Raw genomic sequence first — 19282 nt, 5'->3', positions numbered from 1 at the left:
GTTTTTCAACAGTTTTTTTGCATTGGCAAAGACGGCGTCAGCCTTTTAACCAGATGGCTGCTTTTTTGGCAAAATAAGTCAGAATGCCGTCGGCGCCGGCTCTTTTAAAGGCCAATAAAGATTCCATCACTACCGCTTCTTCCGCCAACCAGCCATTTTGAATGGCCGCCATATGCATGGCATATTCACCACTCACCTGATAAGCAAAAGTAGGCACACCAAATTCGTCTTTGACGCGCCGCACTATATCTAAATACGGCATGCCTGGTTTTACCATTACCATGTCGGCACCTTCTTCCAGATCCAAAGCCACTTCGCGCATGGCTTCGTTACTGTTGGCCGGGTCCATTTGGTAAGACTTTTTATTGCCACCTTTTAAATTACCGGCAGAGCCAACGGCGTCGCGGAAGGGGCCGTAATAAGCCGAGGCGTATTTAGCTGAATAAGCCAGAATGCGGGTATTGTGAAAACCTTCAGCTTCTAAAGCTTCACGGATAGCGCCAATACGGCCATCCATCATATCGGAAGGCGCAACAATGTCGGCGCCTGCTTCGGCGTGCGACAACGCCTGTTTCACCAGAATATCGGTGGTGACGTCGTTCAGCACATAACCACTTTCATCAATAATGCCGTCCTGACCATGAGTGGTAAAAGGGTCCAGCGCTACATCGGTGATAATGCCAAGTTCAGGCACATGCTGTTTTAACAAACGCACGGCACGCTGTGCCAAAGCGTCAGGGTTATAAGCTTCTTCCGCCATTAAAGACTTTTTAGCAAGCGGGGTTACCGGAAACAAAGCGATAGCCGGAATACCAAGCGCCACCAGCTCTTTGGCTTCTTCCAGCAATAAATCCAGCGTCAGACGTTCAATGCCTGGCATAGATGCAATTGCTTCGCGGCTGTTGTCGCCTTCAATAATAAACATAGGGTAAATCAGGTCATTGACTGTCAGCTGGTTCTCGGCCATTAAACGGCGGCTGAAGTCATGTTGACGCATGCGGCGCAGGCGACTGGCCGGAAAATAGCTACTGGAGGAGTTCATCGGTGTTTCCTTCTGGTGCAGCAGGCTCTGCTGGATCGGAAGCTACAGCCAGTTTAATCTGGTTGCGGCCGGCCTTTTTGGCCTGATAAAGCGCCTGATCGGCTGCGTGAATAAAATCTGTACTGAGCATGTCTGGTGCTACGAGTGCGGCATAACAACCGGCGCTGATATGCACCTGCAAAGCGCCTATTTCGGTGTCAAAAGGTGCGGCGGCAATGGTTAAACGGATTTGTTCAGCCAGTTCGCAGACACCCTGTGCATCGGTATTGGGCAGAATAAGCGCAAACTCTTCACCACCATAACGGCAGACATAATCGCTGCTGCGTTTTAGCTGACTGGCAATACGTTGTGCCACACCCCGAATCACAGCATCACCGGCCAGATGGCCGTGATTGTCATTAATTTGTTTAAAATGGTCGATGTCCAGCATCACCAAAGCCAAAGGCCTTTGTTCACGGCGGCTGCGTTTAAGTTCGGCCAGAATTTTTTTATCAAAATAAGCCCTGTTGCGCACGCCGGTCAGAGCGTCCTGGGTATTTTGTTCTTCCAGAATACGGTTTTTGTCGGCCAGCTCATTTAACGCCACCTGCAGCTCAAAGGTGCGGGTCTGAATATTTTCTTCCAACTGTTCGGTGCTTTCCTGCTGCCATTTGAGTTGGCGGCGATACACCAACACAGCAAAGAGTGCTGCGCCGAGTACAACGCCAAGCAGGGTCAGCGCCGCAAAATGCCAGGGATACAGCTGCAGAGGTGTCAGCAGGGATGTCAGGTAGGCGAAGTTCATCAGGCCAGCTCCCTGCGAAATAACAGACTGGCATTTTGGCAGCTTTGTCTGGAGATCTCAGCCAGAGACCAGCCGGTCAGAACTGACAACTGCTGGGCTATAGCCGCGATAAAAGCAGGTTCATTACGACGCGATTTGGGTTTATCGGTCAGGTTTCGCGGCAACAAAAAAGGTGCATCGGTTTCCAGGATCAACCGGTCTGGTGGCAGATAACGTATAGCTTGTTGCAATAGTTCACCCCGCCTTTCATCACAAAGCCAGCCGGTAATGCCAATATAAAGGCCTAAATCCAGATAAGCTTTTAGTTGCAAAGTGTTGCCGGTAAAACAATGGGCAATACCCTGTTCGATTTGGTGTTGTTTTAAAAGACTGATTTGAGTATCAAAAGCATCTCTTTCATGCAGGTAAACTGCTTTGTCTGTGGTTTTTGCCAGACTGAGCTGAGCTTCAAATACCAGAATTTGTTGTGCTGCCGGTGAAAACATCCGGTTAAAATCCAGGCCACATTCACCGACAGCCACTACTTTATCCTGCGTCAGCAGCTGTTGCAGTTGTTGTTGCCAGTCAGCGCTGACAGCGGCAGCCTGATGCGGATGCACACCGGCACTGGTCAGGCAGTCGTTTTGTTGCTGACACAAAGCAAGATTTAATGCAGTTTCTGCTAAATCGCTGCTAATGAGCAGTTGACCGGCAACTCCGGCCTGACGGGCATTGCTGAGCACTTGCGCCCTGTCAGTATCAAACTGAGCGCTGAATAAGTTCACGCCGGCGTCAAACCAGCGTAAATCCTTATTTGACACGGCGAACCCTGATGGTTTTGGTTACCTGGTCTGTACCAAGCAAAAAAGTACCGAGAGCGGCCCGACGAACAGTGGCGGTGTCGCCTACTTTGATCCGGATATACTCGGAGCCAATCTGACTCCATTGCTGGCCATTTTCCAGTTCCAGCGTCAGTTTTTTCAGGGCATCTTTTTTAACACCAGTGATTTTGCTACTGATTTCTTCGGTTTGTTCAGGTTCGGCTTTTTTAAGTTTTTCGGCGCCAAAGTCTGCCTCTGTGTCGGCAACAACCGGTGCTGATGTTGGTGCTGTGGTTTGAACTATGGCTGGTCTGTCATTTACCGCTACCGCAGGTACCTGATGTGATGCTGTTGGCGCAGTCAAGGCCGGCGGCGGTAACGACACTGGTGCATTGACGCTTTGCAGTTTTATCTGGTCAAAACAGGCTAAACGTTTGTTGTCGTTTTGCTGTTGCTGGCAAAGCATAACCTGGTTAGCCAGGCTGTCAGTGCTGGCTGCAGTTGACGCCAGGGGTGTCAGACTGAACATCAGCAGCACAATGAGCTTTAACTTCATAAAAATCCTTGTTTTATTGTGGCGGGCGTTCCGCTTCTTCGTCAGCGTCTGCGTCGTCTGCTTTGGGCTGATAAAAACGCCCCATCCAGATCCCCAGTTCATACAAAATGCACATAGGTACGGCCAGCAAGGTTTGTGATAACACGTCAGGTGGTGTCAGAAACATCGCAATGACAAATGCCACGACAATAAAATAAGGACGCTTTTCAATCAAGTCCTGCCTGGTCATAGCGCCTGTCCAAATCAACAACAAAATAGCCACTGGTATTTCAAAGCTCAGGCCAAACGCAAAAAACAGTTTTAACACAAAATCCAGATAACTGCTGATGTCGGTGGCAATAGTGACGCCTTCGGGGGCAACGCTGGTAAAAAAACCAAAAATAATAGGGAAAACAAAGAAGTAAGCAAAGGCAATGCCGGCATAAAACAAGATGGTACTGGAGGCAATCAGTGGCGCTATCAGATGTTTTTCTTTGCTATACAAGGCTGGCGCAATAAAACGCCAGATTTGAAACAGGATATAAGGTACCGCCAGTATACAAGCGACAATAAAAGTCAGCTTAAAAGGCGCAAAAAAGGGCGCCGCCACGTCAGTGGCTATCATACTGGCGCCTTTGGGCAAGACTTTCATCAGTGGCAGACTGAGCAGGTGGTAAATGTCGTTGGCAAAATAAGCCAACGACAGAAAAACCAGCACCACTGCGGCAATGCTTTTCAGCAAACGATTACGCAGTTCGATCAGGTGCCCCATCAGGCTATTGGGGCTGTGTGGGCTTGTCGTTTTTTTGTTCATTCGGTTCAGCTGTGACTGCAGTTAAAGCCGGTGGTGCTTCGGCCTGAGGGGAAGTTGTAACTGGCTGAGTGCCGGCATAAGGGTTATTGACCTCAGCCGCCGCCTGGCGCAGTTCGGCCAGAGCGGTCAGTTCGCTTGGCGTCAGGTTTAATAAGCCTTTTTCTTCGGCATCTTTGAGTTTCTGATGCAATTCATGCACCCGCAGCTCGTCACCCAGCTCAGCTTTCATTTGCTGGCCGAACTGCCGCACGCCATTAATAAATTGACTGACACTGCGGATAGCACCGGGTAACCGTTCAGGTCCCAGCACTATCAGCGCTACTACACCACAAAGAACCAGTTCCCAGAAGCTCATTAGTGTTTATCTGAACCCGTGTTGTTTGTTGCAGTTGGTGCAGAAGGAGCGACAGGTTGGGCAGGAGCAGCCGGTGCTGTTGACGCAGGCGTTGTTGGAGCCGCTGTTACTTCTTTGCGTGCTTCAGGGAAAGTGGCATCTGCATCAACTGGAGTTTCTGCTTCGTTGTCTTTAATGGAGCTGCGAAAACCACGGATAGCAGAACCTAAATCTGTGCCAATGTTACGCAGCCTTTTAGTGCCGAATAACAACACAATAATCACCAGAATAATCAGCAGTTGCCAAATACTAATACCACCAAAACCCATAAGAACGACCCTTTTTTGTTGAGTTACTGAGTATACGCCTGCAGAACGCTGTACTGCTATCTATCAGGCCCTTTGTCTGGTTTATTGTAAGAAATAATTATGACAATACCGCTTTTGTTGCAAAAAACATAGCGACAACCCCTAAAGCGCCAGCCAGCACTGGCCAGCCAATGGCAAGCAATACTGCCGCGCTGACCGCAGCGCCGCTGGCCAGTACCGCCAGTTTTAACGCTTGCCCCTGTTGCAACTGGCGTTGTTGCAGCTGTTGCATTTGTTGCAGCAGTGCCTGTTGTGCTTTGGGTTGTTGCTGTAGATAGCCATGTAACAGGTTGGGCATTTCCGGTAGCTTTTCTGCCCAGAACGGCAAATTTTCTTTAATTTGTCTGAGCATGGCTCTGGGGCCTATTTGTTCTTTCACCCAGTTTTCTAAAAAGGGTTTGGCGGTTTTCCATAAATCCAGTTGCGGATACAACTGCCGGCCTAAACCTTCGATATAAAGCAGGGTTTTTTGCAGCAGCACCAGTTGGGGTTGTACCTGCATATTAAAACGCCGGGCTGTGTTAAACAGGTTCATCAACACCTGTCCAAAGGAAATCTCGGCCAGAGGTTTCTGGAAAATAGGCTCACAGACAGTGCGGATGGCACTTTCAAACTCTTCAATGCTGGTGTCATAAGGCACCCAGCCGGAATCCACATGCAGCTCAGCCACTTTGCGATAATCCCGGTTAAAAAAAGCGACAAAATTTTCCGCCAGATACCTTTTATCTTCGCGGTTTAAGGTGCCGACTATACCGCAGTCAATGCCAATATATTTTGGGTTTTGTGGCGTGTCGCGCGACACAAAAATATTACCTGGATGCATATCGGCGTGGAAAAAACTGTCGCGAAACACCTGGGTAAAAAACACTTCCACACCCCGTTTAGCCAGCAGTTCCATATCTGTGCATTGTGCCTGCAATGCTGCAATATCAGAAACCGGAATGCCATAAATCCGTTCCATCACCATCACATTAGGGCGGCTGTGGTCGCTGTAAACAAAAGGAATATATAAAGAATCTGAGCCGGTAAAATTACGCCGCAGCTGAATGGCGTTGGCGGCTTCACGTTGTAAGTCCAGTTCGTCCAGAATGGTTTTACGGTATTCGGCGACCACTTCACGGGGTCTGAGTCTTTTGCCATCAGGCAAAAACCGCGCTACAGCCCCTGCTATATCGGCCATCAAAGCCAAATCAGCCAGAATTTGTGGCTCTATGCCGGGGCGGATCACTTTCACCACCACATCAGCAACAGAACCATCGGCTTGTGACAAACGGGCAGCATGCACCTGCGCAATAGAAGCGGAAGCCAGTGGTGTCACTGAAAATTCGGTAAACAACTGGTGAATGTCGGTCAAACCCAAAGCCTGTTCAATCAGCTTTTGGGCTTCGAACCCGTCAAAAGGAGCAACTTTGTCCTGCAACTTAGCCAGTTCGTCGGCAAGTTCGGGCGGGAATAAATCGCGTCGGGTGGATAACATCTGGCCAAACTTCACCCACACAGGGCCCAGGCTTTGCAGCGCCAATCTCAGACGCACCCCAACAGTTTTATCCGGATGTTGATTACGCAACCAGAATAACGACAGTCTGGCTGCTCTGGCCCACCAGGGTTGCCACTGCGCCGGGATCAATTCATCCAGGCCATATTGCAACAAGGTTTTTTTGATCTGGTAAAACCGGCTCAGGCTCACTTATTTCCCCTTGATAAGCGCAAGCTGACGTGCCAGTTGTTCAGTGCGCGCTGCCAGTTGATGGACTTGCTGGCTAAAATGTTGCAGTTCAGACGGATGTGGACTTAGCTGCAATTCATCCTGCGCCAGTTCTGTCACGACCAGGTCGGCTTCTGCCAGTTTTGTCCTGAGCAATAGCTGAGCTTGTTGCAACAACAGACTGACTTTGTGCGCCGCTGCGTCGCCAATATAACCGGATAAATGTTCGGCCCATGCCGGGTTTAATCTGGCAAAAAACTGATTAAATTGCTGCAGCAGCTGTAAATCACCTTCGATATCCAGCGCGTTTTCACGGATAAGCCGGGTTAACTGACTGGGATCTGTTAACTGACGCAGGCTTTGCAGATTGGTGATCAGGGCACAATCTACTTTTTCCTGATGTTGATTCAGCCAGATACCATTGGGTTGAACTGTCAGAACCAGCCGTAACTGCAGATCGGTCAGCTCAACCGCCAGTTGCCTGCCTTGTAGTTGCTGCAAGCGTTCTGCTGCATCCGGGTCCAGGCTGACAATCTTGTTCAGCACCGGCTCGGCGATGCTGAGCAGCAGTTGTGGTAACAAAGGCGGCAACCGGAAATTTTGCATCAGGCAAACCAGCTTAAAACTTGTAACCGCGGTGCAACGCCACTATACCGCCGGTTAAGTTGTGATAACTGGTTTGGCTAAAACCGGCATCATCCATCATCTGCTTTAAAGTGTCTTGATCAGGGTGCATGCGAATGGATTCTGCAAGGTATTGATAAGACTCGCGATCATTGGCAACCAGTTGCCCCATGGCAGGTAACAGTTTAAAAGAATACAGGTCGTACACTTTGCTGAGCCAGGCTTCAGTTGGTTTGGAAAACTCCAGTACCAGCAAGCGGCCGCCCGGTTTTAATACCCGGAACATAGAGCGTAAAGCAGCGTCTTTATTGGTGACATTACGCAGACCAAAAGCGATGGTAATAATGTCAAAACTGTTGTCGGCAAAAGGCAAAGCTTCGGCATTCGCCTGCACATAACTGATATTGTTCACCAGGCCTAAATCACGCAGTTTGTCTTTACCGACATTCAACATAGATTCGTTTATATCCGCCAGAATCACCTGGCCGGTCGGACCGACCCTTTTGGAAAATAATGCAGTTAAATCGCCGGTGCCGCCGGCTAAGTCCAGTACTTTTTGGCCTGGTCTTACACCGCTGCAGTCGATGGTAAATCTTTTCCACAAGCGGTGAATACCCAAAGACATCAGGTCGTTCATCACGTCATATTTGGCAGCCACCGAATGAAAGACGTTGGCAACCATGGAAACTTTTTCCTGTGCCGCCACTGTTTTAAAACCAAAATGGGTGGTGTTTTGTTCTGCAGTTGAAGCTGCGTCCTGATGCTGCTCTGTCATGATAAGGCCTTTGTCAGCGTGAAACTGGCGCTAGTGTAAAAGATCCATCCGGCTACGCCAATCAAAAGCCGGTAAATGGTGCAAATTAGCCCGCTTCTGTCGGTTGTAACTCAAAAGGGGCAGAACAATAAATCTGGCCATTGATGATCAGATGCAACTGGTGTTGCCCCGGATAATGTTTACGGGTGGTCATATCGACAAAACGATAACTACGGCTCAGCTGCAATTCTGGTTCTGCGACTGTGCGTTCCAGCAGTTGAAAAACTTTGTGTCTGCTTTTGCCGCTTTTACTTGCAAAATCTATGGCGTATTCCAGTCGTAGCTTGCCAAGTGCTTGCTGGCTTTGCAGTTGCACCTCAAATTGCAACTGCTCACCCATTTGCAGTTGCGTATGACCCAGTTGCAGCGATGCCTGCAGTTGTGGCTTCTGATAGCCAAACAGTGCCAAAGCATCCGGGTGGCGTTTTTTCAGTAAAGTGCGTAAAGCGTGTTTGATGATCCAGTTACTTTCTTCACTTTGCCCCTGCCAGCGGCCGGCCAGTGCTAACACCAGTTCAGGCTGATCTTTACTGATGTCATTGAGATTATTCGCCACGCTGCGACGCACATAATCTGAAGGATCGGCTTTTAGTTTTTCCAGTATCGGCAGAATAGGGCTGGCATCACGCTGAAATTCGGGCAGGGCTCGGCCCCATGGCAATCGTGGCCGGCAGCCTTCACTGGCGAGGCGGCGCAGATGATGGTCTTTATCTTCTGCCCAGACTAACATTTGCACCAGCGTTTGCTGTGGGTGCAGTTGTAAAAAAGGCCGGATGGCAAATTCACTGGTAGAAAAACGGGTAAAATGCCCTAAAGCATCCAGCGCTATGTCGGGCTGTTGCAAACCAAATTGTTCCACCAGCTCCGGGAAAATAAAACCCGGAATACCACCAAAATGGCTGCTGACTGGCTTGAGCACTTCGCAAGCCTGAGCAAAAGGTAAATCCAGTGACTGGTACAAAGTGGCGGCGGTTTGGCGGATACGTTGTTTTAGTTCAAGCTCTGCAAGCGCGGGTTGTAGCTGTTGCAGAAAATCCTCGGCACGAAAGGCCGGGTAATAATGGCTGCAGCTTTGAGCTATGGCACTAAGCAAAGTGCTATTAATTTGATCTTTTAACAGTGCTGCAGCCATTAGCCCAGGTCTTACAACATGGCTTCAGTGGCCACCTGATTGCGGCCGCGTCTTTTCGCCACTGTCAGTACCTGGCTGGTACGGGCCAGGAATTGATGCCAGTTTTCTTCTGACTGATACAGGGTGACACCCAGTGAAATGGTAATTTTGGGTAATGCTTTTTTACTACGTGACGAGACAAAACGCAGTTTTTCCACACCACGGCGTACTTGTTCGGCAATTTCGCTGGCGGTGCGTAAATCAACATCAGGCAGCAAAATTAAAAACTCTTCACCACCAGCCCGCACCGGCAAACCACTTTCTTGCACATAAGCGCTGATTTTTTTCGCCACTTTAGACAAAATCACATCACCAATACTAAAACCATAATCGTGATTAAACTGACGGAAATGGTCCAGATCAACGGCAATGGCTGCAATACGGCGTTGTGGGTCCTGAGTCAGCCAGTCATCCACATGTTCCTGCATGCTGAGCCTGTTATACAGACCTGTCAGGGCATCAACCTGGCGGCTTTTTTTCAGCTGATCAAGTTCAGTACGTAAAATCTGGCTTTGTTCTGCCGAATGTTGCAGCTGATCACGCAGTTTTTCCTGGCTGCTGCGAAGTTCGATGGTTGCATCCATCATCAGGTGCAGTGTTGCTTTTGCATCCACTGTTGGTTCGGCGTTGAGTGCCTGCATGCCCTGGTCTAATATTTCAACATATTCCGCAATAGCTTCACTGGCCAGATCGGCCGTACCACTTAACTTAGTGACTATCTGATTGACTCTGGTGACCAGTTGTTCATTTTCTTTGCTGGTGGTAACAATAAAATTGCTGTAAAGCTCCACCATCACAAAATCGTCAAAGGCGATACGTGCTGTTAATTTTTGTTCGATGGTTTGGCACAGGGCTGCATTGACGCCGCTGATATACTCGTAAGCTACGGTGAAGTTTACCGGGTGGGCAGCCAAACGATGCCGTTGTAAAAAAGCCATTGCAAGAGCAGCTTTTTCACCCGCTTGATCGATTGAATCCTGATACATCATGCCAAGTAAAACTCCAATGGATACTGCATAGACTTAGCGCAAATGAATGCCCTTATGTTACGTAAATGCTGGTTGAACGCAAGGGTTAGCGCGCATCTTGAGCTTCTCGCATCTTTAAAATAACGACAGCGCTGCCATACGCCAAGATTTTTTTGATAAAATGTGGTTTTTTTACAAATTTATCAGCTAATTGCAGCTTTTTGCTCAGAGTTTCTACGTATTGCTGTTATAAAATCGGCTCAAATGGCGGAATTGTCAGGCAGGAGGTTTCGTCGCCGCGTAGACAATTGTATACAATCAGCTGGCAACTTATCTTTGGGATCTTTTTATGAAACATAAAATACTGGTGTTGTTTTGGGCAACAGCGCTGACGGCATGTGCCACCCAGTCACCTCCGGCCAAGACCGACTTTGCAGCTTTGGCTGATAAAATCTGGCAACAGGCACAGGACATCAGTCCACGCAACGAAACCAGTCTTCCCGATATGTCAGCTGAAACTTTGGCAGAGGCAGACAAAAAAAGGCGTCAGTTATTGTCACAGCTCGCTGCAGTGGATGTCAGTACCTTGCCGGAACAACAGCAGATCAATCACGCGATCTTAGTGTACCGGTTACAAAACGAGGTGGATGAATACCGCTACGGCGCTCATTATATGCCACTGACTTCAGAGTCTGGATTTCACAGCGACCTGACTTTTATGTTGTCGGGGTCGGTGCTGAAAAACAAAAAAGATGTGGAAAACTACCTGCTGCGACTGGAGTCAGTGCCTAGTTACATGCAACAGCAGACAGAATGGATGCGACAAGGCCTGGCAAAGGGTTATACCCAGCCCAAAGCTGTGCTCAATGGTTACGCCGAAGGCATTCGTTCTTTTATCAGCAACAACCCTGAACAATCGGTATTTTTCCGGCCCTTGCAAAAACCTGTTGCCGGTTTGAATGATGCTGAGTGGCGGCAGTTTCAGCAGCAAGCGAAAACTGTAATCAACACCCGGATTTTCCCGGCTTACCAGCAATACCATGACTTTTTTGTGAATCAGTATCTGCCAGGCGCGCGTGACAGTATTGCAGCAGTGGCCTTGCCACAAGGTGCTGAGTTTTATCAAAACCGGCTGGAGCATTACACCACGTTAAAAATGACACCGGCACAAGTGCATCAGATTGGTTTAAACGAAGTGGCGCGTATTCGTGCTGAAATGACCAAAGTGATCAGTGACACTGGCTTTAAAGGCAGTTTTGCTGAATTTATTCAGTTTTTACGCACCGACAAACAGTTTTACGTGACAACTCCAGAGCAGTTGCTAAAAGAAGCGGCTTATCTGTCGAAAAAAATTGATGCTCAGTTGCCTAAACTCTTTAAAAAGTTGCCGCGCACCCCTTATGGCGTAGAGCCTGTCCCGGCTGAAATAGCGCCTAAATACACCACAGGCCGTTATGCCGGTGGCCGTGGTGACGGCGAACCTGGTTTTTATTGGGTCAATACCTATGCGCTGGACAGACGGCCGCTTTATGAACTGGAAGCGCTGACCCTGCACGAGGCAGTGCCTGGGCACCACTTACAGGTGGCGCTTGCCAACGAACAAACTGATTTGCCTTCTTATCGCCGCAGTTTTTACACTTCAGCCTTTGGCGAAGGTTGGGGTTTATATTCTGAATATCTGGGTTTAGAAGTAGGTTTTTATCAGGACCCCTACAGTAATTTTGGCCGTTTAACTTATGAAATGTGGCGGGCTGCCAGGTTAGTCGTGGATACAGGCATGCATACCATGGGTTGGAGCCGGCAGCAGGCCATCGATTTTATGGCAAGTAACAGTGCTTTGTCCTTGCATAATGTCACCACAGAAATTGACCGTTATATCAGCTGGCCAGCCCAAGCGCTGTCGTACAAACTTGGCGAAATTACTATTAAAAGGTTACGCAAACAAGCCGAACAGGCTTTGGGCAATGCTTTTGATGTCCGTGAATTTCACGACACGCTGCTGCAAAACGGCAGCCTGCCGCTGCCAATTCTGGAGCAGCAAATTAACAACTATATCCTCCGTAAACAAAAACCTTAATCTGGTGTTCTGATGTGACATCGTTTGAATTTAAAAAAACGGTGTCACATTATTGTTTCTGTGCAGTGATATACTCGCCGCCATTTTGAGAAGCGTTGCTTATGTTCGTTGTTGTGCTGGGTTATCTGCTTAATATTCTGAGTTGTATATGTGGACTTTGTTGATATTTATCGGTTTTTTTGTCGTTATTGTGCTCTTGGTTGTCAAAATTGACAGCCTCAGTAAAGCGCATAAACGAATGGTGATGGAATACAAATTAAGGGATCAGGAGTCGTCGCATCTGCAGCATCTGACCTACGAACTTGCTGAAGAATGTAGTCAGATTTTATTGCAACAACTGCTTACCGACAAAATTAACAGCAGGCTGCCACCCAGTGAAGTGCATTGTATTGAAACCTTGTGTCAGGCTATTCCTGCAATATGCAAAGAATTGGTGCAAAAGCAGTTGTCGATACCGCAAGCCTTGCAAAGGTATTGCAAACGCAATCTGGCGCTGGAATATGCTGAATTAGAGGTTTTTATTAACCGTCATGGCCGTTTGATTCAGGGATGGCAAAAAAACTCGTTTGCCGGCTATTTGCAGTTATGTCAATCGGGAGTGATGCTGGTGCGGGAACAGTCTTATAAAGACTTTGGAAAAACCAACCGTCCGTTGTCGGAACCAGCCTGAACTGTGATTTGCAGTTCGATTAATGCCGGATAATCACTTTGGGTTCAGTATCAATTTGACCATCCTGATCCACAGCGGCAATCCGGTCGCCTGCGCGTAATACTGCCAGACTAAAACTGGGGCTGCGACGCACAAAGGCCAGTTCATAACCAAAACGCTGTAACTCTGCGACCGAAAACTTTTGCGCCATGTTGAGTTCATTCCAAAAATAATTAACATCTTTGGCTATATCGCGACGTTCTTGAGGTAATGCTGCCATCTGTTTAACTCCCTCTCAGGACTGAACCTGCAAGCAGGCTGCATGAATTGTTTATACTCTATGCCTTGGTTAAAAAAAGTACAAGATCCATTTCTTGTTTTGTTAGCGGCATCACCGATAACCTGTTCCCTTTTCGTAGCAACTGCATATCAGCCAAGGCTGTTTGATTTCTTAAATCTGTTAACGTTATAATTTTTTTGAATTTTTCTACAAATTCAACCTTTACTGCATACCAGGGCCAACGTTCTGCGCTGGCTTTGGCATCATAATAAGGGCTTTCGGGTTGAAATTGGCTGGGGTCTGCAATGGCTGTTGCTGTGACTTTTGCCAGGCCTGCCAGGCCAATCTGTTTACAACTTGAATGATGGATTAGTACGAGATCACCGTTTTGTACTTGATCCCGCAGAAAATTACGTGCCTGATAATTCCGCACTCCTTCCCAAATCACGCCAGTTTTAGCTGCTGCTATATCGTCAATGCTGCATTCATTGGGTTCAGTTTTAAACAGCCATGCCATGGACTTTACTCCCGTTAACAAGCTGGCGCGATTATGCCGTGCTTTTGTTACAGCTGCCAGACGATTCCTGCGAATTAATGTTTATTTGCGGCAGAAGCGCTGGCATTCATGTAGTGAATGTCTGTTGTGCCGGCAGCAAGTGACAGAATCTGCGTTGTAACGCCTGCAGATGCAGTGTTTTTGCAGTTTTTCCGGTGCTGCTGCACAATGAAACATTCTGCGAGCACTACAGGAGTAAATGATGAGCCAGGTTTTAGCCGATTTATTGTCATTATTAAAATTAGAAACTATTGAATTGGGGTTGTACCGTGGCCAAAGTCAGGACTTAGGCTTTAAAGCTGTGTTTGGCGGCCAGGTGATGGGGCAGGCGTTATCTGCCGCCAAAGAAACCATACCGGAAGACCGCAAAGTGCATTCTTTTCACTCTTATTTTTTGCGCCCCGGAGACGCATCACGCCCTATCGTTTATGAAGTGGAAAACATCAGGGATGGTAAAAGTTTTAGTACCAGAAGGGTTAGTGCTATTCAGTTCGGCAAACCTATTTTTTATCTGACCGCCTCTTTTCAGGCCGATGAAGTGGGTTTTGAACATCAGGACTTAATGCCGCAAGTACCGCCGCCGGAAGAGCTGATTTCCGATCTGGAGTTTTATCGTGAACACGCCGATCTCATCCCGGAAAGCCTGCGCAGCAAGTTTATCTGTGAAAAACCTATCGAAATGCGTCCTGTAGCTTTTCATAACCCTTTTAAACCGCAGATAAGCAGCGCCAAACGTTATGTCTGGTTTAAAGCCAATGGCGCTATGCCGGATGATTTAAGGGTACATAAGTACCTGCTGGCATATGCGTCAGATTTTAACTTCCTGCCAACAGCCCTGCAGCCACACGGTAAATCTTTTATGGCGCCCAATATGCAGGTGGCCACTATTGACCATGCCATGTGGTTTCATCAGGATTTCAGGTTTGATGACTGGTTGTTGTATGCCGTTGACAGCCCAAGCGCGTCCGGCGCCCGCGGTTTAGTGCGCGGCCAGTTTTTTAACCGCGCCGGAGTGCTGGTGGCTTCTACTATGCAGGAAGGGGTTATCCGCAGTTACGACAAAGCCAGAAACGAATAAAAACCGAGGCTCCAGCTTAGCTGGAGCCTTTATCTGCGGTAATTTGCTGAATGCTTTGCAAAACGTCCGGTTGTAACAAAGCGTTGACCGTTTGCAGCAATGGCTGGAAAGTCTGGCCTCTGCTGAGCTGATATTGTTCATTCAGCTGAATATAGTGGGCGTCTTTCAGCGCATTGACTAAAGTGGCAAACAGCTGTTTGTCGTGATATTCAGGCGATTCAATACCATGCAGCTTTAACAACCTTTGTGCCAGCTGATGGCTGTGTTGTTCAAGATCGGTGCGTACTATAGGCGCTTCCAGCTCAATTAAATTCAGCACCATGGCATAACGTTGCAAAATGCCATCACTGTTATGCGCCAGCAGTTGCAACTGACGATAACCTGCATTTTGACTGCCGGTGCATTGATACTGGTTATCCTTCAACTCAATCAGCGACTGTTGTTGTAAAAATGCCAGCACCTGCTCAACATAAGGCTGTAAATCGTCAGCAAACAAAAACAACTCTTGTTGTAATAACGGCTGCAACTGCTGACAAATATTCAGTAGCTGCATTTTGCTAAGCTGCCGGTGCTGCAACAAGGCCGTTGCCAGCAGCGCAGGGATCACAAACAAGTGGCTGATATTATTACGGTAATAACTCATCACCACAGCTTCGTCTGCGCTGAGCTGAATTAAATCGCCAAATTCGTCCTGTTGCAGCTGAATTTTGTGTAAATCCAGTGCATGTTGCACCAGACTGCTGCCGTTGCCTTCAGGCAAAGTGACTGCGCTGTGATAAGGCGCTTGTTGTTGCAACGCCAGATATAAATCCAGCTGCGCCACAAGGGCTTTGCGGGTCAGTGCATGCTGCTCTGTTGCCAGCAAAGTGGTGGCTATCAGATTAATCGCATTGAGCGCCGCACTCTGATTCACTTTGGTCATGACTTCGTGCGCCAGTTTGGCTACCACAGGGTTTAGCCACTGCGGTTTTTGGGGTTCAACAGGGTTAATGCTCTGACGCCAGTCGGGTGCATGTTGTTGCAAATAGCTATTGAGTGAAATGGGTTCACCAAAATTCACGTAACCATAACCGTAGTCACGTAATTGCCGTACCGCCTGCAAAATACCCAGTGCCGACTCTTTGGTTTTGGCAGAGCCTTTGAGTTCACGCAGATAAGTGCTGACTTCCATCACGTGCTCATAACCCAGGTAAACCGGTACCAGGGTGACAGGGCGGTCTATGCCGCGTAACAGCGCCTGCACAGTCATGGCCAGCATGCCGGTTTTCGGCTGCAATAAACGTCCGGTGCGGCTGCGGCCGCCTTCACTGTAATATTTTACGCTGTAACCTTTGCGGAATAACTGCGACAGATATTCGCGAAATACCGCCGAATACAGTTTATTGCCACTAAAACTGCGGCGGATAAAAAAGGCTCCACCGCGGCGGAAAAACTTACCTACAGGCCAAAAGTTCAGGTTAATACCAGCGGCAATATGTGGCGCTGCCAGGCCTTGTTGGTAAATCACATAACTCAGTAGCAGGTAATCCATATGACTGCGATGACAAGGTAAATACACCACTTCATGGCCACGTTGCGCTAAATCCCGGATCACTTCAGCATTGTGAATTTTGATACCGGTAAATAACTTACGCCATAACCAGCTTAATAGTCTGTCGCCCACCCTTAAGGTGGATTCGCGATAATCTGCTGCTATTTCTTCCAGCAAATTGCGCGCTTCCGTCCTGGCTTGTTCCGGACTGATGTTTTTGCTTTTGGCTTCATCGGCTATGGCTTTTTTTAATGCCTCTGAGCCTAACAACGCATTAAAAAGTGCAGCGCGGTTGGGCTGACGTGGCCCTGTTGCCGCCAGTTGCTGGCGGTAAAAGTGAAAACGAGCCACCCGCAATAGTTTATGGGCGCTTTCTTCGCTGGCGCCGTGTTCTGCTGCCATGTCTTTTAACGAAACGGCGCGGGAAAACTGCACTAAGGTATGACGGCCGGAAATCAGCACCACAAAAAGTTTACGCAGCCAGCCAGGTGCTGCTGCTTCGCCTATCACAGATTTAACGCTGGCTTCTTTACCTGGCGCACGGCCCCAGCTGATAGCCACAGGCACCAGTTGTGCGTCCTGCTCTGGTTGATTTAAATGGGCCTGTAATAACTTCTGACCTTGTTGCAAAGCCAGCGACTCTTTGGCATTGCCCCACAAAGGTGTTGGTTGTTGCAAAAATAAGGTGCGGGGCAAAGTGACATTGCCAATACTGACGTGTTCTGTTGGATCAGGTAAATCCAGTTGCTGGCAGGCGCGTTTGAGTGTGGCCAGATCGCTGGCGGACGCCACTCTGCTGATATAAAACAGCGGCTTATCAAGGCTTAAATCGAGGCTACTGACCGGTTGTGCCGGAATGATTTTATATTGAACCAGCGGCCTTAATGGCCATTGCAGTAGGCTGGCGAACCACTTTAATCGCGAAAACATAGGTTACCTGCAGTCAAAAACAGCCGGATAAGATAGCATGGATTGAATTTCCCGCCAATTTCGCACAAATTTGCTGATTTTCTGTGGTTGCCCGCTTGGCAGCCTGAAACTCACTGTATATACTCCCAGTATTCACTGTATAGGCATTCAGCACCATGCGACCACTAACTCCAAGACAAGCCGAAATATTACAATTACTTAAGGATTATCAGGCGCACTCTGGCATGCCGCCTACCCGGGCAGAAATTGCCACTCAGCTTGGTTTTAAATCCGCCAATGCAGCTGAAGAACATTTAAAAGCGCTGGCAAAAAAAGGTTTTATTGAGATGATGCCGGGCACTTCCCGTGGCATCCGCTTGCTGGAAGATGATGTAGTTGCCAATGAACCTGAGTTTAGTGGTTTGCCACTGATTGGTCGTGTCGCAGCTGGCCAGCCTATTTTGGCCACTGAACATATAGACCAGTATTATCAGCTGGATGCCAATTTGTTTCATCCGGCCGCTGATTTCCTGTTAAAAGTCTCTGGCATGAGCATGAAAGACATCGGCATTATGGACGGCGACTTGCTGGCAGTGCACAAAACAACAGAAGCCAGGCAAGGTGAAGTGATAGTTGCCAGAGTGGAAGATGAAGTGACAGTAAAACGTTTCAGGCGTGATGGGCAATTTGTGTACTTACACCCCGAAAACAGCGACTTTAATGTGATAAAAGTGGATTTAACGCAGCAGTTTTTTGCAATTGAAGGTTTGGCCGTTGGTGTTATCCGTAACCAAACCTGGTAATAAAAACGGATAAAAGTTAAATAAACTCAATATGTTTCTGTTTAAAGCACTGGTATGACCTGATTGGTTTGCCGGTGCTTTTTGCATTCTGGGGTTTACAGATCAGGCTTTGTGGTCAATTCTTAGCCTGTGCCCGATAAAAACATAGTTCCGCAGAATTGGTTAAATTGGGTACTTTTGGGAATAAATAATAAAAAACAATAAATTGCAGAACAAGATACGGTGAGTGGGTAGTAGTGTCTGGTTCTGGCAATTTGCTAATTATGCAAAATGACAGAGGAGACGTTACGTGGCGAAAACGAGTCGTTATCGCTGCTCGCTGCTATCCTTGCTGTTTGTCGAAATGGCTTCTGCCGCAGAAATGCCCCTGAATATGACTCAGGGTGTGACAGATATCAGTCACCAGGTTTATGACCTGCATATGACGATATTTTACATCTGCTGTGCAATTGGCCTGGTGGTATTTGGTGCTATGTTCTGGGCCATTTTCCATCATCGCAAGGCAAAAGGAGTACAGCCAGCACAGTTCCATGAAAGCACCAGAGTTGAAATTCTCTGGACTGCTATTCCCGTGTTCATCTTAATCATTATGGCTATTCCAGCCACTAAAACCCTGATTGCGATGGAAGATACCACAGACGCCGAAGTGACTGTGCTGGTCACAGGTTCGCAGTGGAAATGGCATTACAAATATCTCGATTACCCGGTGGAATATTATTCACTGCTGGCGACACCACAAAAACAAATCAACAACAAAATAGCCAAAGGCGAAAACTACCTGTTGGAAGTTGATCGTCCGCTGGTGATTCCTACCGGCAAAAAAGTGCGTTTCCTGACCACTTCTGATGACGTGATCCACTCCTGGTGGGTACCGGCTTTTGCTGTGAAAAAAGACGCCAACCCTGGTTTTATCAATGAGTCCTGGGCCAAAGTAAACGAACCTGGCATTTATCGCGGCCAGTGTGCTGAGCTTTGTGGCAAAGACCATGGTTTTATGCCAGTTGTGGTGGTTGCTAAAGAGCCAGCGGAATTTGACGCATGGATCAAAGAGCAAGCCGACATTCAGGCCAAAGCCAAAGCTGCTGAACAAGAGTTGCTGGCGATGAATATGAGCATGGCTGAAGCCATGGCACTGGGTGAAAAAACCTACCTTGGTTATTGCGCCGCTTGTCATCAGGCTGGTGGCGGCGGTTTACCCGGCGCTTTCCCTGCGCTTAAAGGCAGCAAAATGGCAACTACTGCCGAAGGTAAAGCCGCGCATATCGACATCGTACTGAATGGCAAAGCTGGCACTGCCATGCAGGCTTTTGGTAAACAACTGACGATGCAGGAAATTGCGGCAGTCATCACCTACGAGCGTAACGCATGGGATAACAATACCGGCGATCTGATTCAGGCCGCTGATATCCACGCAGCCAAAACCGGTAAAAAGGAGTAGCA

General features: G+C 48.1%; 19 protein-coding genes and 1 pseudogene. 5 read left to right on the top strand and 15 right to left on the bottom strand.

Annotated elements, in window-relative coordinates; all coding sequences use genetic code 11:
• Window positions 1-37 precede the first annotated feature (37 nt).
• The 12 genes and pseudogenes from hemB to RCH83_RS04205 form a co-directional block, all read right to left on the bottom strand.
• Window positions 38-1042: a porphobilinogen synthase gene (hemB, locus tag RCH83_RS04260; RefSeq protein ID WP_306519364.1), complete on the bottom strand. Its 1005-nt coding sequence runs from the start codon at window positions 1040-1042 to the stop codon at window positions 38-40.
• Window positions 1026-1826, bottom strand: coding sequence for a GGDEF domain-containing protein (locus RCH83_RS04255; RefSeq protein ID WP_306519362.1), 801 nt, complete (start codon window positions 1824-1826; stop codon window positions 1026-1028). Before RCH83_RS04255 ends, hemB begins: the two co-directional genes overlap by 17 nt.
• Window positions 1826-2626: a TatD family hydrolase gene (locus RCH83_RS04250; RefSeq protein WP_306519360.1), complete on the bottom strand. Its 801-nt coding sequence runs from the start codon at window positions 2624-2626 to the stop codon at window positions 1826-1828. The genes RCH83_RS04255 and RCH83_RS04250 overlap by 1 nt, the downstream gene beginning before the upstream one ends.
• A complete protein-coding gene (locus RCH83_RS04245) occupies window positions 2616-3182 on the bottom strand; it encodes a hypothetical protein (RefSeq protein WP_306519358.1) in 567 nt (188 codons plus the stop codon). The genes RCH83_RS04250 and RCH83_RS04245 overlap by 11 nt, the downstream gene beginning before the upstream one ends.
• A 13-nt stretch (window positions 3183-3195) precedes the next feature.
• Window positions 3196-3975 (bottom strand): twin-arginine translocase subunit TatC, encoded by a 780-nt coding sequence (gene tatC / locus RCH83_RS04240; protein ID WP_306519356.1) that lies wholly within the window; start codon window positions 3973-3975, stop codon window positions 3196-3198.
• Window positions 3938-4330, bottom strand: a complete 393-nt coding sequence (tatB, locus tag RCH83_RS04235; RefSeq protein ID WP_306519354.1) for a Sec-independent protein translocase protein TatB — start codon at window positions 4328-4330, stop codon at window positions 3938-3940. The genes tatC and tatB overlap by 38 nt, the downstream gene beginning before the upstream one ends.
• Before the next feature lie 140 nt (window positions 4331-4470).
• Window positions 4471-4638 (bottom strand): annotated as a pseudogene (gene tatA, locus RCH83_RS04230) (twin-arginine translocase TatA/TatE family subunit); the annotation flags it as partial.
• 97 nt (window positions 4639-4735) lie between these two features.
• Complete coding sequence (gene ubiB / locus RCH83_RS04225; protein WP_306519352.1) at window positions 4736-6364, bottom strand: ubiquinone biosynthesis regulatory protein kinase UbiB; 1629 nt, start codon at window positions 6362-6364, stop codon at window positions 4736-4738.
• Window positions 6365-6988, bottom strand: coding sequence for an SCP2 domain-containing protein (locus RCH83_RS04220; RefSeq protein WP_306519350.1), 624 nt, complete (start codon window positions 6986-6988; stop codon window positions 6365-6367).
• A 13-nt stretch (window positions 6989-7001) separates the two neighbouring features.
• On the bottom strand, window positions 7002-7781 hold the full coding sequence (ubiE, locus tag RCH83_RS04215) for a bifunctional demethylmenaquinone methyltransferase/2-methoxy-6-polyprenyl-1,4-benzoquinol methylase UbiE (protein ID WP_306519348.1): 780 nt from the start codon (window positions 7779-7781) through the stop codon (window positions 7002-7004).
• An 85-nt stretch (window positions 7782-7866) separates the two neighbouring features.
• Window positions 7867-8952 carry a DNA alkylation repair protein gene (locus RCH83_RS04210; RefSeq protein WP_306519346.1) on the bottom strand — a complete coding sequence of 362 codons (1086 nt, stop codon included), beginning with the start codon at window positions 8950-8952 and terminating at the stop codon, window positions 7867-7869.
• 11 nt (window positions 8953-8963) lie between these two features.
• On the bottom strand, window positions 8964-9980 hold the full coding sequence (locus RCH83_RS04205) for a diguanylate cyclase (RefSeq protein ID WP_306519344.1): 1017 nt from the start codon (window positions 9978-9980) through the stop codon (window positions 8964-8966).
• A 328-nt stretch (window positions 9981-10308) separates the two neighbouring features.
• Here RCH83_RS04205 and RCH83_RS04200 point away from each other — a divergent pair, with 328 nt between their 5' ends.
• Complete coding sequence (locus tag RCH83_RS04200) at window positions 10309-12036, top strand: DUF885 family protein (RefSeq protein WP_306519342.1); 1728 nt, start codon at window positions 10309-10311, stop codon at window positions 12034-12036.
• A gap of 244 nt (window positions 12037-12280) precedes the next feature.
• Window positions 12281-12706 (top strand): hypothetical protein, encoded by a 426-nt coding sequence (locus tag RCH83_RS04195; protein ID WP_306519340.1) that lies wholly within the window; start codon window positions 12281-12283, stop codon window positions 12704-12706.
• A 19-nt stretch (window positions 12707-12725) separates the two neighbouring features.
• On the opposite strand, the gene RCH83_RS04190 is transcribed toward RCH83_RS04195, so the two are convergent.
• A complete protein-coding gene (locus RCH83_RS04190; RefSeq protein ID WP_306519338.1) occupies window positions 12726-12965 on the bottom strand; it encodes a hypothetical protein in 240 nt (79 codons plus the stop codon).
• A 58-nt stretch (window positions 12966-13023) separates the two neighbouring features.
• The gene (locus RCH83_RS04185) at window positions 13024-13482 is read right to left on the bottom strand and encodes an EVE domain-containing protein (RefSeq protein WP_306519336.1); all 459 of its coding nucleotides are present in this window, start codon (window positions 13480-13482) and stop codon (window positions 13024-13026) included.
• Window positions 13483-13723: 241 nt separating this feature from the next.
• Between RCH83_RS04185 and tesB the strand changes: the two genes are divergently transcribed.
• On the top strand, window positions 13724-14599 hold the full coding sequence (tesB, locus tag RCH83_RS04180; protein WP_306519334.1) for an acyl-CoA thioesterase II: 876 nt from the start codon (window positions 13724-13726) through the stop codon (window positions 14597-14599).
• A 16-nt stretch (window positions 14600-14615) separates the two neighbouring features.
• On the opposite strand, the gene plsB is transcribed toward tesB, so the two are convergent.
• Window positions 14616-17060 carry a glycerol-3-phosphate 1-O-acyltransferase PlsB gene (plsB, locus tag RCH83_RS04175; RefSeq protein WP_306519332.1) on the bottom strand — a complete coding sequence of 815 codons (2445 nt, stop codon included), beginning with the start codon at window positions 17058-17060 and terminating at the stop codon, window positions 14616-14618.
• 155 nt (window positions 17061-17215) lie between these two features.
• Here plsB and lexA point away from each other — a divergent pair, with 155 nt between their 5' ends.
• Window positions 17216-17842: a transcriptional repressor LexA gene (lexA, locus tag RCH83_RS04170; protein ID WP_306519330.1), complete on the top strand. Its 627-nt coding sequence runs from the start codon at window positions 17216-17218 to the stop codon at window positions 17840-17842.
• A 289-nt stretch (window positions 17843-18131) separates the two neighbouring features.
• Window positions 18132-19280: a cytochrome c oxidase subunit II gene (coxB, locus tag RCH83_RS04165; RefSeq protein WP_306519328.1), complete on the top strand. Its 1149-nt coding sequence runs from the start codon at window positions 18132-18134 to the stop codon at window positions 19278-19280.
• Window positions 19281-19282: the final 2 nt, after the last annotated feature.

This window comes from Rheinheimera sp. (assembly GCF_030824435.1).
GTDB lineage: Bacteria > Pseudomonadota > Gammaproteobacteria > Enterobacterales > Alteromonadaceae > Pararheinheimera.
This window is presented reverse-complemented; position numbering and strand designations above follow the sequence as displayed.